Source organism: Stenotrophomonas sp. JAI102 (genome assembly GCF_013409105.1).
Lineage (GTDB): Bacteria > Pseudomonadota > Gammaproteobacteria > Xanthomonadales > Xanthomonadaceae > Stenotrophomonas > Stenotrophomonas maltophilia_AA.
The window spans coordinates 240,776-254,977 of record NZ_JACCCI010000004.1 but is presented as its reverse complement, the minus strand read 5'-3'; the positions used below and the strand labels follow the sequence as shown (position 1 = coordinate 254,977).

General features: G+C 67.2%; 13 protein-coding genes. 5 read left to right on the top strand and 8 right to left on the bottom strand.

Annotated features, from left to right (window positions below; all coding sequences use genetic code 11):
* Window positions 1-7: 7 nt before the first annotated feature.
* The 3 genes from HDC96_RS16230 to HDC96_RS16220 all read right to left on the bottom strand — a co-directional run bounded on the left by HDC96_RS16230 (window position 8) and on the right by HDC96_RS16220 (window position 2,673).
* Window positions 8-859 carry a pseudouridine synthase gene (locus HDC96_RS16230; protein ID WP_179460867.1) on the bottom strand — a complete coding sequence of 284 codons (852 nt, stop codon included), beginning with the start codon at window positions 857-859 and terminating at the stop codon, window positions 8-10.
* 19 nt (window positions 860-878) lie between these two features.
* Window positions 879-1,388, bottom strand: a complete 510-nt coding sequence (locus HDC96_RS16225) for a hypothetical protein (RefSeq protein WP_179460866.1) — start codon at window positions 1,386-1,388, stop codon at window positions 879-881.
* A 193-nt stretch (window positions 1,389-1,581) separates the two neighbouring features.
* Window positions 1,582-2,673: an OmpA family protein gene (locus HDC96_RS16220; RefSeq protein WP_179460865.1), complete on the bottom strand. Its 1,092-nt coding sequence runs from the start codon at window positions 2,671-2,673 to the stop codon at window positions 1,582-1,584.
* Window positions 2,674-3,047: 374 nt separating this feature from the next.
* Between HDC96_RS16220 and HDC96_RS16215 the strand changes: the two genes are divergently transcribed.
* The 5 genes from HDC96_RS16215 (at window position 3,048) to HDC96_RS16195 (ending at window position 8,371) form a co-directional block, all read left to right on the top strand.
* A complete protein-coding gene (locus HDC96_RS16215) occupies window positions 3,048-4,073 on the top strand; it encodes a zinc-binding alcohol dehydrogenase family protein (protein WP_179460864.1) in 1,026 nt (341 codons plus the stop codon).
* Window positions 4,074-4,170: 97 nt separating this feature from the next.
* The gene (locus HDC96_RS16210) at window positions 4,171-4,782 is read left to right on the top strand and encodes a hypothetical protein (protein ID WP_179460863.1); all 612 of its coding nucleotides are present in this window, start codon (window positions 4,171-4,173) and stop codon (window positions 4,780-4,782) included.
* A 103-nt stretch (window positions 4,783-4,885) separates the two neighbouring features.
* Window positions 4,886-6,919: an NADPH-dependent 2,4-dienoyl-CoA reductase gene (locus HDC96_RS16205; protein WP_179460862.1), complete on the top strand. Its 2,034-nt coding sequence runs from the start codon at window positions 4,886-4,888 to the stop codon at window positions 6,917-6,919.
* 292 nt (window positions 6,920-7,211) lie between these two features.
* Window positions 7,212-7,670 carry a cell wall hydrolase gene (locus HDC96_RS16200; protein WP_088435200.1) on the top strand — a complete coding sequence of 153 codons (459 nt, stop codon included), beginning with the start codon at window positions 7,212-7,214 and terminating at the stop codon, window positions 7,668-7,670.
* Window positions 7,671-7,759: 89 nt separating this feature from the next.
* Complete coding sequence (locus HDC96_RS16195; RefSeq protein ID WP_179460861.1) at window positions 7,760-8,371, top strand: glutathione S-transferase N-terminal domain-containing protein; 612 nt, start codon at window positions 7,760-7,762, stop codon at window positions 8,369-8,371.
* An 80-nt stretch (window positions 8,372-8,451) separates the two neighbouring features.
* Here the strand turns inward: HDC96_RS16195 and HDC96_RS16190 are convergent, their stop codons facing one another.
* From HDC96_RS16190 to HDC96_RS16170, 5 genes are all read right to left on the bottom strand, one after another.
* The gene (locus tag HDC96_RS16190) at window positions 8,452-9,513 is read right to left on the bottom strand and encodes a suppressor of fused domain protein (protein ID WP_179460860.1); all 1,062 of its coding nucleotides are present in this window, start codon (window positions 9,511-9,513) and stop codon (window positions 8,452-8,454) included.
* Window positions 9,514-9,585: 72 nt separating this feature from the next.
* Complete coding sequence (locus tag HDC96_RS16185; RefSeq protein ID WP_179460859.1) at window positions 9,586-10,080, bottom strand: hypothetical protein; 495 nt, start codon at window positions 10,078-10,080, stop codon at window positions 9,586-9,588.
* 325 nt (window positions 10,081-10,405) lie between these two features.
* A complete protein-coding gene (prpE, locus tag HDC96_RS16180; protein ID WP_179460858.1) occupies window positions 10,406-12,283 on the bottom strand; it encodes a propionate--CoA ligase in 1,878 nt (625 codons plus the stop codon).
* A 247-nt stretch (window positions 12,284-12,530) separates the two neighbouring features.
* The gene (locus tag HDC96_RS16175) at window positions 12,531-13,517 is read right to left on the bottom strand and encodes a malate dehydrogenase (protein ID WP_179460857.1); all 987 of its coding nucleotides are present in this window, start codon (window positions 13,515-13,517) and stop codon (window positions 12,531-12,533) included.
* A gap of 63 nt (window positions 13,518-13,580) precedes the next feature.
* On the bottom strand, window positions 13,581-14,075 hold the full coding sequence (locus HDC96_RS16170) for a peptidylprolyl isomerase (protein WP_088435214.1): 495 nt from the start codon (window positions 14,073-14,075) through the stop codon (window positions 13,581-13,583).
* Window positions 14,076-14,202: the final 127 nt, after the last annotated feature.

Sequence of the window (14,202 nt, the reverse complement as noted above, 5' to 3'; positions counted from 1 at the left end):
CACGAGGTCACGGTGTGGCCGCGGCGCTGTCGGCCACGGCGTACAGCAGATCCAGATCGTGCTGGCTGAGCTCGCGCCAGGCGCCCTTGCCCAGCTCGCCCAGCGGCAGCTGGCCGATCGCCACGCGCACCAGGCGCAGCACGTTGATGTCGAACGCGGCCAGCAGGCGGCGGATATGCCGGTTGCGGCCTTCCTCCAGCACCACTTCCAGCCAGGCGGTCTTGTCGCCGCTGCGCAGCAGCGTGGCGCGGCGCGCGCGCAGCAGCTCGCCCTCGTCCTCGATGCCCGCGCACAACGCCTGCAGCTGCGCGGCATCGGGGATGGCGTCAATCTGGACGTGATAGGTCTTGTCCGGGCCGGTGGCCGGATCGGTCAGGCGCGCGGCCCACTGCGGATCGTTGCTGAAGAGCAGCAGCCCTTCGCTGGCCTTGTCCAGGCGCCCGACCGGCGCGATCCACGGCAGGCCGGCAGCATCGAAGCAGCGGTACACCGTGTCGCGGCCGCGCTCATCCTGCGCGGTGGTGACCAGGCCGCGCGGCTTGTTGAGCATCAGGTGCACGCGCTTGGGCGCATCCAGCGGCTGACCATCGACGCGCACGTGATGGCGACCGTCGATGATCGGAAATTCGGGGTTGTTGATGACACGGCCGTCGACCGTGACCCGGCCGTCGGCGATCCAGCGCGCGGCTTCGGTGCGCGAGCACAGCCCGGCCTTGGACAGCACACGCGCCAGGCCATGGCGCGGTGTGGTTGGAGTTGCCTTCGCGGCGGTGCTGCGGGTGCCTGTTGCAGGGCTCGCACGCCGCTCGGGGCGGCGTGGTCGGGACGCGGTCGCGGCGGGTGGCCGGCGTGTCGTCATCGTGCTCCGCCCGGGCGGCTTACTTCTTGTCCGCCGGCTTGGTCTCAGCCGGTGCTTCGGCGGCAGCGGCCGGCACGGCAGCCGGTGCCGGGCGTGCCTTGACCACGCGCACGCCACGCGCCTTCATCCACGCGTCGAATTCTTCAGCGGTCATGCGCTTGCCGTTCTGGCTCATGTCGAAGCGCCACGGCGTGTTGTCGAACTCGGTCTGCGGTTTGTAGGCGGCCGGATCGTTCGGATTGATCACCGGTGCGCTGGGAATCGCCTTGGCGATGTTCTGGCAGCCGTCGATGCGCAGGCGCTGCAGCACGCGATCCAGCGACTGTTCCCGGTCGAAGCTGGAGGTCAGCACGCCGGCGGGCATGCCCAGCTGGACGTTGCGGATGTACAGCTCTTCGGCAACCGGTGCGATCGCGGTGGCCGGCAGCGGCAGCGGCGATGCGCTGGCAGGTGCCGAACAGTCCACGGCAGCGTGGGCGGCGGGAACCAGGGCCAGGCCAAGCGCGGCGGCCAGTGCAAAACGCTGCATGGGATGCATCCAGGAAGGGGTCGACGCGGCGAGTTTAACAGCGCCACAACGTCTTTCAAGCGCCACCTTCAATGAATACGGCAACTTATTGGATTTATTGTTGAATTCCGGGATCCAACCGCCCCGGACACACAAAAAAAACAGGGCCCGGCAATGCCGGGCCCTGCTTGGTGAGACTGTACCGCCAGAAGGATTAGTTCTGGACGTTCAGCTCGGTACGACGGTTCTTGGCGCGGCCTTCCGGGTTATCCGAACCATCCGGGTTGGTGTTCGGCGCAATCGGACGGCTCTCGCCGTAACCGATCGGACCGACCAGACGCGAAGCGTCAACGCCGTTCTGGGTCAGGTAGTTGTACACCGAGGTAGCACGACGCTCGGACAGCTTCTGGTTGTAAGCGTCGGAACCCTTGGAATCGGTGTGACCGGCGACTTCAACGCGCAGATCCGGGTAACGCTTCAGGATTTCCGAAGCTTCGCTCAGGATCGCAACCGCGTCCGGACGCAGGTTCGACTTATCGAAGTCGAAGTTCACGCCCTTCAGATCGATCGACACCGGGACCGGGCAACCGTCCGGACCGATGGTCTGACCCGGCTGCGAGTTCGGGCACTTGTCGTCGCAGTTGTTGACGCCGTCACCGTCGTCATCCAGATCGGCGCAGCTCGGCGCAACCGGAGCCGGAGCCGGCACGGCAGCGACCGGGGCCGGGCCCAGCGGGATCACGACACCGACCGAAGCCAGCACGTCGCCGAACCAGTCTTCGCTCGGAGCAGCAACGCTCTGGTCGTCGAAGTCAGCGCGGTAGGCCACTTCGGCACGCACGGCGACGCGCTTTTCGAAGGTGGTCTGCAGACCGACGCCGAGCTTGGCGGCGAAGTTGCCGTCCTTGCGCTCACGCGGACCGTTGGTGTCCAGCGCTGCGTACTCTTCTTCCGACTTCTGGTAACCCAGGCCGAACAGCAGGTACGGGTTCCAGCCGCGGCCTTCCTGGATGAAGTGGCGACGCAGATCGACGGACGCGCCGTACTGGCTCCAGTTCAGATCCTGGTTGGCATCGAAGTTCGGGTTCTGGTAGTTCAGCTCGCCGTCCAGCGACCAGTTGGGGCTGATGAACTTACCGAGGCCCAGGGTAACGAACGGAGCGTCGTTGGTCAGACGGTCGCTATCCTGGAAGTTGAAGCCGGCCGAACCGGTCAGGTACCAGCGGTCGTCAAAATCCTGCGCCGATGCAGCCTGGGCGAAAGCCAGACCGCCCAGCAGCGCGGCAGTAAGGATCTTCTTGTTCATTGAGTACAGCTCCTATTTCGGGGGTATGAAACCGGTAGAGGCATGGGCCAGCACTACTGCGTCGTTTTCAGACTGCCGATTCAGCACGCCACCGCCGCGAACATTATGCTCAGGCGAGTGAAGGTGATGTTAACAGTCCCGTAACATGTGAAGACGACCGCCAGACCTCTACCGGGTCCAGCTGGTGGCACCCTATACAGGTTGATGAAATTCCGCAAGACCCAGCAATGACAAGGGTTTTGCGCAATTCAGGCGACGTCGCGACACATTTTTCACGTTAGGGTTCAAATCACCGGTGCGCCTTGATTCAGCGCAGAAACAGCGACGGCGTGATCCGTATGATGAAGATCATTCCCCCCGATGACGGAGCCGACATGAAAGCCGTGGGATTGACCCAGTATCTTCCGATTGAAGACCCCGCCGCGCTGCAGGACCTCAGCATCGCCCCGCCTGGCAGCCCGCAGGGACGTGACCTGCTGGTGCGGGTACACGCTGTTTCGGTCAATCCCGTGGACACCAAACAGCGCGCGCCGCGCGCGCAGCAGGAGGATCCGCCGCGCGTGCTGGGCTATGACGCGGCCGGCGTCGTTGAAGCCGTCGGTCCTGACGTCACCGCCTTCGCTGCGGGCGACGAGGTGTATTACGCCGGCGACGTCACCCGCTCCGGTTGCAATGCGCAGTATCACTGGGTGGACGAGCGCCTGGTCGGACGCAAACCGACCACGCTGGATTTCGCCGAGGCCGCGGCGTTGCCGTTGACCACGTTGACCGCATGGGAACTGCTGTTCCAGCGCATGCCGCTGCACTTTGAAGACAGCCGCCATCGTGGCCAGCACCTGCTGATCATCGGCGGCGCCGGCGGTGTCGGTTCGATCGCCATCCAGCTGGCCCGGCATGCCGGCTTCACCGTGATCGCCACCGCCTCGCGCGAGGAAACCCGCGCGTGGTGCCTGCAGATGGGCGCCGACCACGTGATCGATCATCGCCAGCCACTGGCTGCCCAGTTGCAGGCGCTGGGCATCGCGCAGGTGCAGGTCGCGCTCAACCTTGCCGATACCGATCACTACTGGGAGACCGTGGGCGAGCTGCTGGCACCGCAGGGGCATGTCGGCCTGATCGTCGAGCCACGCGGGCCGCTGCGCATCGGCGATCCCTACAAAGCCAAGTGCATCGGCATCCATTGGGAATTCATGTTCGCGCGCGCGCGCTTCCAGACCGGGGACATGATCGAGCAGCACCGCATCCTCAGCCGTGCGGCCAGCCTGATCGACGCCGGGGAGCTGCGCACGACCGCGCACAGGCACCTGGGCACGATCAATGCCGCGAACCTGCGTGAAGCGCACCGCCGGCTGGAAGGTGGCGGCGTGATCGGCAAGCTGGTGCTGTCCGGCTGGGCGTAGTCGCGCGGCAACGTGTCAGCGCGCATTCGCCTTCATCTGTATCTGTCGGCGGCGCCCGGTGCCGCCTACAGTCAGTGGCCCTTCCGGTGAATCCGCCATGCCCACGTCCCTGCCCCTGCGCCTGCTGCAACTCCTGCTTGGTCTGTTCCTGTACGGCTTCGGCGCGGCGGTGATGATCCGCGCGGCGATCGGGGTGGCGCCCTGGGATGTGCTTTCCCAGGGCATCGCGCTGCAGACGCCGCTGTCCTTCGGCGTGGCCACCAATGTGATCGGCGCGCTGGTGCTGCTGCTGTGGTGGCCGATCCGGCAGAAGCCCGGGCTGGGCACGGTGCTCAACGTGATGCTGATCGGCCCCAGCGCGCAGTTCGGGCTGTGGCTGCTGCCGGAGGTGCATGGCCTGGCCTGGCAGATCCCGATGTTCGTCTGCGGCCTGCTGCTGGTCGCGCTCGCCACCGGCCTGTACATCGGCGCGCGCTTCGGCCCCGGCCCCCGCGACGGCCTGATGACCGGCCTGCATGCCCGCACCGGCTGGCCGATCTGGATCGTGCGCAGCGCGATCGAAGGCACCGTGCTGCTGATCGGCTGGTGGCTGGGCGGCAACGTCGGCGTGGGCACCCTCGCCTTCGCCCTGCTGATCGGCCCGCTGTGCGGGGTCACCCTGCCGCTGTTCGGCATCCGCAAGCCCGCCCCGGCCGCCGTCGCGCCATAACAGCGCCGGTGTCGACCGGGCGTCGGCATCGGCCAGGCGCCGCCGCTTGCTCTTCAGAAGCATTCGCGGCACCCTGCGGGCTTCCGTACGCAAGCGTATCCACATGTCGCCAGCCGCCGAATCCACCGCCTACCCACATCTGTTCACCCCGCTCGATCTGGGCTTCACCCAGCTGCGCAACCGGGTCCTGATGGGGTCCATGCACACCGGCCTGGAAGACCGCGCGCGCGATTTCCCGCGGCTGGCAGCGTATTTCGCCGAGCGGGCCGCCGGCGGTGTCGGCCTGATCGTCACCGGCGGCTTCGCGCCCAACGTGGTCGGCTGGCTCAAGCCGTTCGGCGGCAAGCTGTCCTGGCCCTGGGAGGTGCGCCCGCATCGCCAGGTCACCCGGGCCGTGCACGACAACGGCAGCAAGATCTGCCTGCAGCTGCTGCACGCCGGCCGCTACGCCTACCACCCCCTCTCGGTGGCACCTTCCAAGCTGAAGGCGCCGATCAACCCGTTCACCCCGCGGGCGCTGTCCGCGCGCGGCGTGGACCGCCATATCGCCGATTACGCACGCAGCGCGCGGCTGGCCCGCGAAGCCGGCTACGACGGCGTCGAGGTGATGGGCTCGGAAGGCTATCTGATCAATGAGTTCATCGCGCCGCGCACCAACCAGCGCACCGACCGCTGGGGCGGCGACGCGGCACAGCGCATGCGCTTCGCGGTGGAGATCGTGCGCCGCATCCGCGAGGCCTGTGGGCCGGACTTCATCATCATCTACCGGCTTTCGCTGGTGGACCTGGTGCCCGACGGCAGCAACTGGGCCGAGATCGTGCAGCAGGCGCAGGCCATCGAAGCGGCGGGCGCGACCCTGATCAACTCCGGCATCGGCTGGCACGAGGCGCGCATCCCGACCATCGCCACCTCGGTCCCGCGCGGCGCCTTTGCCGGGGTCACCGCCAAGCTCAAGCCGCATGTCCGCGTGCCGGTGATCGCGACCAACCGCATCAACATGCCCGACGTTGCCGAGCGCATCCTCGCCGCGGGCGGTGCCGACATGGTCTCGCTGGCGCGGCCGCTGCTGGCCGACCCGCAGTGGGCCAACAAGTCGCGCGCCGGTCGCCCGGAGGCGATCAACACCTGCATCGCGTGCAACCAGGCCTGCCTGGACCACGTATTCGAGAACAAGACGGCCAGCTGCCTGGTCAACCCGCGCGCCGTGCACGAGACCGAGCTGGTCTACCGCCCGACCACCGCCCCGCGCCGCATCGCCGTGGTCGGCGCCGGTCCGGCCGGGCTGGCCTGCGCGACCGTGGCTGCCGAGCGTGGCCACGCGGTGACGCTGTTCGATGCCGGCAGCGAAATCGGCGGGCAGTTCAATGTCGCCAAGCGCATCCCGGGCAAGGAAGAATTCCACGAGACGCTGCGCTATTTCCGCCACAAGCTGGGCGAGACCGGCGTCGAGGTGAGGCTGGATACGGTGGCCGACGTGGCCGCGTTGGCCGGTTTCGACGAGGTGGTGATCGCCACCGGCATCACCCCGCGCCGGGTCGATTTCCCCGGCGCCGACCATCCCAAGGTGGTCACCTACCTGGATGTGCTGCTCGGCAGGGTCCAGGTGGGCGAGCAGGTCGCGATCATCGGCGCCGGCGGCATCGGCTTCGATGTCGGCGAGTTCCTGGTCCACGAGGGGCCCTCCTCCGCGCTGGACCCGGCGCGCTGGATGGCCGAGTGGGGCGTGGACCCGACGTTCGAGGGCCGCGGCGCGCTCGCCAAACCGGCACCTGAAGCCCCCGCGCGCAAGGTCTGGCTGCTGCAGCGCAGCCCGGGCAAACCCGGCGCCCGCCTGGGAAAGACCACCGGCTGGATCCACCGCGCCACGCTCAAGGCCAAGGGCGTGAGCATGCTCGGTGGCGTTGAGTACCTGGGCGTGGACGACGCCGGCCTGCGCATCCGCGTGGACGGTCAGGAACAGCTGCTGCCGGTGAGCCATGTGGTGGTCTGCGCGGGGCAGGAACCGCGCCGTGATCTGCACGCCGCGCTGCAGGCAGCCGGCATCCAGGCACAGTTGATCGGCGGCGCGGATGTCGCCGCCGAACTCGACGCCAAGCGCGCGATCGATCAGGGCAGCCGGGTCGCCGCTGCCCTCTGATCCGGGTCCAAACGGACCTGAATACGGGGCTGAACCACCGATTCAGCCCGACCTCCGAACCTGAATGTCAAGCTTTCGGGTTCAGGATGCATTGGGAAATCCCCCCCTATCGTGCGCCAACTTTCCCGCTCACCACCCAGTTCGAGTGAGCGCGCGGACCCCACGTCTTCTTTCGGGTCCGCCCCCGGGCGGCCCCGATGGCCGCCTCCCCATGACGCCAAGTCGTACCCACGCCCCGTCCGCACGATCGGATGGAACAGCCAGGTGCGGCCCACACGGAGCAAGGAGATTTATGAAACTGGCCTGGATTCTCTGGCTGTCACAGTTGTTGCCGCAGCCTGCCGCCGATTCGTTGTGCCTGAGCACGACCGTCTACCTCGAAGCGCGTGACCAGACCCTGCGCGGCCAGCAAGCCGTCGCGGAAGTGGCCCTGCGCCGCCTGGACAGCGGCCTCTGGGGCGACTCGATGTGCCAGGTGGTGACCGCCCGCAAGCAGTTCGCCCCGACCATCGTCGCGCCCGGCACCCAGCTCGGCAACGCCGATGCCTGGCAGGAAGCGATGACCGTCGCCTTCGATGCCGAGCGCAACTGGGCCCTGCCGGCCGGTGAGCGCAAGGAGATCGTTCCCGGCGCCAGCCACTTCGCGGCCCTGGCGATCGCCAACCCGAGCTGGCGCAATGCCTACCAGGTGGCCACGATCGGCGATCACACCTTCTACCGCGTGCAGAAACTCAAGCCACGCGCGTCGTAACGATCTGTTACGGCCATACCGTTGAGGATGCGGGGCCGGCTCTGGAATAGTGGGCGGCTCACCTTCCACCCATCCGCAACGGAGTTCCCATGAAGCTGTACAGCAAGCCCGGAGCCTGCTCCACCGCCGACCACATCGCCCTGCAGTGGACCGGCCAGCCGTTCGAGGTGGAACTGCTCGACAAGGACACCCTGAAGGCGCCGCCGTTCCTGGCCCTCAATCCGGCCGGCTCGGTGCCGGTGGTGGTCGATGGCGATTTCGTGCTGACCCAGAACGCGGCCATCTTGGGCTACATCGCCGATACCTACCCGCAGGCCGGCCTGACCGGTGACGGCAGCCCGAAGCAGCGCGCCGAAGCCACCCGTTGGCTGTCCTTCGTCAACTCCGACCTGCACCCGGCGTTCAAGCCGCTGTTCGGGCCGGGCACCTTCATCGAAGACGACACCCAGTACGACGCGCTCCGCGCCACCGCCCGCAAGCGCCTGCGCGGCTTGTTCGAACGCGCGGACAAGCAGTTGGCCGACCGCCCGTGGCTGGCCGGCTTCCGCAGCTTCGCAGATCCGTACTTCTACATCACCCTGCGCTGGGCCGCGGGCGCGAAGATCGACCTGAGCGGCCTGGACAACCTCGCCGCCTTCAAGCAGCGGATGGAAGCCGATACCGGCGTGCAGGCGGCACTGAAGGCGGAAGGCCTCCTGTAGAGCCACCCCATGGGTGGCTGCAGGCGGTCCGGCCGGAGCACACGCGTCCGGCCGGACAAGGAGCCACGCATGGCGTGGCCCTACCCGATCGTACGCACTACATTGCCCTCGGCATCGCGCCGTTCGCTCGGCTCCACCACCACCTGCAGCGCCGGCCAGCCCGGGATCGCATAGGTCCCGCGGCGTGGCATGACCGTGGCGACCAGCGCCTGCACCGTGGCCGGTGCCAGCTGGCAGTCCAGCGCTTCGTCTTCGACCACCAGCGCATTGACCGCGGCCGGCGACAGCGTGATCTGCCGATCGTTGCTGACCAGCGTCAACGGCTGCCCGAACAGCAACCGCGCCGGCAGCAGCGCGAGCAGCGATTCCACCTGGCGCGCGCCCAGCGTCACGGTCAACTGCTGTCCCGCGCCCTCGCCCCGCACCGACCAACCCAGCTTCTCCAGGAACAGATAGGCCGTCTGCGAGCCTTCGCGTGCCGCGCCCTCTGCCACCGCGGCAGCGAGCGCGGGGTCGTCCAGCAGCGAGCCACGCGCGATATCGGTGATCCACAGCGGCATCTTCGGCAGCAGCGCCTCGAGCACGCCGGTGCTCGACCAGCGCTTCACCGCATCCATCTCGTCATCGGTCAGCCCGATCACCTGCAGGAACTCCAGCGAACCGTTGGGCGTCTCGCGCGGCGGCAGCTGCGGGTCGCGCATGAAGGCGATGTGCCGCAGCAGCGTATCGGTGTCGGCCGCGATCGGCCCGCCTGCGTTGAGGTAGTGGCCCTGCTGGAACACCTTGCCGTTGGCGAACACGTAGCGCGCCAGGTTCTGCAGGAAGTTCATCGCCCACGCCGGCGGCTCGCTGCCCGCCGCCGCGGCAACCCGGAAGCTCAGCTCGAAGCCGTAGCCACTGGTGGCCGGATCATCGCTCTCCTTTTCATACAGCTCGGAGAAGCCGTAGCTGACGAAGTGCCAGTGCGGCAGCGGCGCATCGTTCCAGTACGCGCTGATGCCGTCCAGCGGCTCCTCGCCACCGAGCAGCGAGCGCAGCACCGGGCCGTAATGCTGCGGCGCCTGCGTGGGATACACCGCCTTCAACGCGGCATCGATGGCATTCCACCCGGGTGCGCCGTCGTCCTCGATCTCATCCACCATCGCTACTCTCCCGCACACGAAACAGCACGCATTCTAAACAGCGTGCTGCCTGGCCGCCGTCGACGTACCGGCTCAGGCGATCAGGGGCTCGCTCTGCAGCAACGCGCGCGTCTCTTCCAGCCAGCGGTTGGCCAGCGCCGGGCTTTTCGCCTTGCTGATCGCGGTGGCCATGTCCGGCCACAGTTTCTCCAAGCTGCCGGCATCGGTGCAGCGCTCGACTTTCAACTGCATGAAGTAGCCCTTCAGACCCAGGTGTCTGCGCACTGATTCGCTCATCCAGTCGTACAGACGCTTGTAGAGCTCCGGGTCCTGCTCGCGCCCGGCGGTCAGTGCCGCGGCGACGACCGGTGCAGCACTGCCGCCGACGATCTCGATCAGGCCCATCGCCGAGAGCTGCGCCAGCGCGTCATCCGGCGCACGCAGGCCCGGCAACAGCGCGGTCAACGCGGTGTCATCGCGCTGACCATCGACCATCAGCAGAATGGACCGCAGCGCCGGCGGCAGGCGCCGTGCACGATCCTCGATTTCCTGACGGCCAGCGGCCGTCTTCGCATGGATGTACGCCATGTGCTCCCCCTTTCACGTGGTGCATCATCGCGCGTCGCGCCGGCCGTTCGCCGACGCGTACGCGCCCCCTTTCCCATCTTCCAGGCCGATGGGCGTCGGTGGCCGCCCCAGGCGCGCCGCGTCCCCAGCGATCACCTCCGGAGCTTACCCGAGCGCTCGCGTCCTCGGTAATGCACTGCAACATGGGCCCGGCGGCCGCCCCTCACACGCAGGAAAAAGGCCCGTCTCTCCGAGGAGGACGGGCCTTGGGGAACGCGTCAAATGCCGGTGCGCATCGCGACCACGCATGGCGTGGCACTACACGACCGGGCTGACCTGCAGCACCTCAGGTTCCCAGCGCGCGCCGGATCTCGTCCAACGCCGCCGGGTCATCCAGGGTCGACAGATCACCCGGGTCACGCTCCTCGGCCAGCGCCTGCAGCGAGCGCCGCAGCAGCTTGCCCGAGCGCGTCTTGGGCAGTGCGTTGACGATATGGATGTGCGCCGGCCGCGCGACCGCGCCGAGGGTGTTGGTCACCCGCTGCATCATCTCGGCCGCCACGGCGCTGCCGTCTCCCTGCAGGGGCTGCTTGAGGGTGACGAACACCAGTGGCACCTGGCCCTTGAGTTCATCCTTGACCCCGATCACGGCAGCCTCGGCCACCAGCGGATGGCCGGCGATGCACTCTTCGATCTCGCGCGTGCCCAGGCGGTGCCCGGCCACGTTGATGACATCGTCGGTGCGGCCCAGGATGAAGGTGTAGCCGTCTTCGTCCTGGATCGCCCAGTCGAGCGAGCTGTACAGCAGTTCCTTGAAGTGGCTGAAATAACTCTGGATGAAGCGCGCGTCGTCCTTCCAGACCGTGGTCATGCAGCCCGGCGGCAGCGGCGGGATCATCACCAGCACGCCCTTCTGCCCCGGCGCGACGGTCTCGCCGGTGTTCTCATCGATGACCTTCATCCGGTAGCCGAGGTTCGGGAAACCGGGCGAGCCGAAGCGCACCGGTTTCATGTCCACGCCCGGCAGCAGGGTCAGTGCCGGCCAGCCGGTTTCGGTCTGCCAGTAGTTGTCGATGATCGGCTTGCCGAGTGCGTCGTTGATCCAGTGCGCGGTCGGCTCGTCGAGCGGTTCGCCGGCGAGGAACACGTACTTCAGTGCTTCCAGATCGTGGCGGCGGATGAAATCGGCATCGTGCTTCTTGAGCACGCGGATCGCGGTCGGCGAGGAGAACAGCGTGCGCACGCCGTACTGTTCGCACAGCGCCCACCAGATGCCCGGGTCCGGATTGGTCGGCAGCCCTTCGTACAGCAGCGAGGTGCAGCCGCCGATCAGGGGGCCGTAGACGTTGTAGGAATGCCCGACCGCCCAGCCCACATCCGAGGTGGAGAACATCACCTGGCCGGGTTTGCAGTCGAACACCGTCTCCATCGACTGCGCCATCGCGACCGCGTAGCCGCCGACATCGCGCTGCACTCCCTTGGGCTTGCCGGTGGTGCCGGAGGTGTACAGCAGATAGCTCGGCTCGCTGGATTCCAGCCACACCACCGGCACATCCTGGTCGCCCACTTCGGCACGCAGCGTGGCGTAGTCGACGTCGCGGCCGGGCACCTTCGGTTCGGCCGGGTCCAGGCCGCGCGAGACGATCAGCACGTGCGGTGGCGGCGAAGCGGCTTCGGCGCAGGCAGCATCGACCATCGCCTTGTACGGAATCACTTTGCCGCCGCGCTTGCCGGCGTCGGCGGCGATCAGCAGCTTCGGTTCGGCGTCATCGATGCGCAGTGCCAGGTTGTGCGCGGCGAAGCCGCCGAACACCACCGAATGGATCGCCCCGATGCGTGCGCAGGCCAGCATCGCGAACACGGCTTCGGCCATGTTCGGCATGTAGATCACCACGCGGTCGCCACGCTGTACGTCCAGCCGCTGCAGCACGGCGGCGAAGGCATTCACTTCACGGTGCAGCTCGCGGTAGGTGATCTCGCGGGTGACGCCGGTTTCGCTGGAGACCGCGACCAGCGCGAGCTGATCCGGGCGATCGACCAGATGGCGGTCGACCGCGTTGTAGCAGAGGTTGGTTTCCCCGCCGACGAACCAGCGCCGGAACGGCGGGGTGCTGTAATCGAGGATCTGCTGCGGTGGTGTATGCCAGTAGATGCGCTGGGCCTCTTCGCCCCAGAACGCCTCGGGTTCATCGACCGAACGTCGATAGACATCTTCGTAACGCATGACAGCCCTCCCAGACAAAGTCATGGGATCGAGCATAGTCCGATGGCGGCGCGCGGGCCGTCCGACCTTGGTCGTACGTAGTGCCGGCCGCTGGCCGGCTCCTTGCACTGCCGGGGACCTGGAGAGCCGGCCAGCGGCCGGCACTACCGGGAATAGGCGACCGACGGTGCGGACAAAAAAACGCCGGGCAGTGCCCGGCGTTTTTCCAATCCGTGCCGACCAGCAGCCGGCACCTGGTGCAGCTCGATCAGCCCAGCAGGTGGGCGACGCCGGAGCGCTCTTCTTCCAGCTCGGCCAGGGTCTTGTCGATGTACTTCTGGCTGAAGTCGTCGACCGGCAGATCCTTGACCAGGGTGTACTCGCCGTTCTCGGTGGTGACCGCGAAGCCGAAGATCACGCCTTCCGGGATGCCGTAGGAGCCGTCGGACGGCACGCCCATGGTGACCCACTTGCCGTTGCTGCCCAGCACCCAGTCACGGATGTGGTCGACGGCGGCATTGGCGGCCGAGGCCGCCGAGGACGAGCCACGGGCTTCGATGATCGCCGCGCCGCGCTTGCCCACGGTCGGGATGAAGGTCGATGCGTTCCATTCCTGGTCGTTGATCGCCTCGGCGATGGAGGCCCCCTCGGCGGTGGCGAAACGGTAATCCGGGTACATGGTCGGGCTGTGGTTGCCCCACACGATCAGCTTCTCCATGCCACCGACCGGCTTGCCGAGCTTGGCCGACAGCTGGCTCAGCGCACGGTTGTGGTCCAGGCGCAGCATGGCGGTGAAGTTGCGCGGGTTCAGGTCCGGCGCCGACTTCATGGCGATGTAGGCGTTGGTGTTGGCCGGGTTGCCGACCACCAGCACCTTGACGTCACGCTTGGCGACCTTGTTCAGTGCCGCGCCTTGGGCGGTGAAGATCTTGGCGTTTTCCAGCAGCAGATCCTTGCGCTCCATGCCCGGGCCGCGCGGACGCGCGCCGACCAGCAGGGCGATATCGGCGTCCTTGAAGGCCACTTCGGCGTCATCGGTACCGACCATGCCGGCCAGCAGCGGGAAGGCGCAGTCTTCCAGTTCCATCATCACGCCGCGCAGTGCGGCCTGGGCCTTGTCGACCGGCAGCTCGAGCAGCTGCAGGATGACCGGCTGGTCCTTGCCCAGCATGTCGCCGGAGGCGATGCGGAACAGCAGGGCGTAGCCGATCTGGCCGGCGGCGCCGGTCACGGCAACACGAACAGGTGCTTTCATGGGGATTTCCTCTGCTAAGAAACGTAAAAACGGCCCCCTTCACAGGGGGCCGTCGGGATCGGATCAGGCGGTGGGGATCAGCTTGTTCCACTCCGCCACGCGCTCGGCCTGGGCGGCCAGCACGGCGTCGGTGTCGCCTTCCAGGGTGATCGAGTGGATCACGTCGCCCTGCTTGACCGAGTCCACGATGGCCTGGCCGTCGAGGACCTGGCCGAACACGGTGTGCTTGCCGTCCAGCCAATCGGTCTTGATGTGGGTGATGAAGAACTGGCTGCCGTTCGTGTTCGGGCCGGCATTGGCCATCGACAGCGAACCGACCTGGTGCTTCACGCCGTTCTTTTCATCTTCGAACTTGTAGCCCGGGCCGCCGGTGCCCTGGCCCTTGGGGCAGCCGCCCTGGATCATGAAGTCCGGGATCACGCGGTGGAAGACCAGGCCGTCGTAGAAGCCGTGCTTGACCAGGTTGACGAAGTTGGCGACCGTCAGCGGGGCCTTGTCGGCGAACAGCTCGACCTTGATCGGGCCCTGGGTGGTGTCGAAAGTGGCGATGAGGGACATGCAAATCCTTGGGGTACGGGGGTTTGTCGTTAGCCCCATAGGATACACCGCGCCCCCTGACCAACGGGCGCCTGTTGGACAAACGCGTCGCCACGCGCCCAGGCACCTCCGCGCCGACACGGAAACG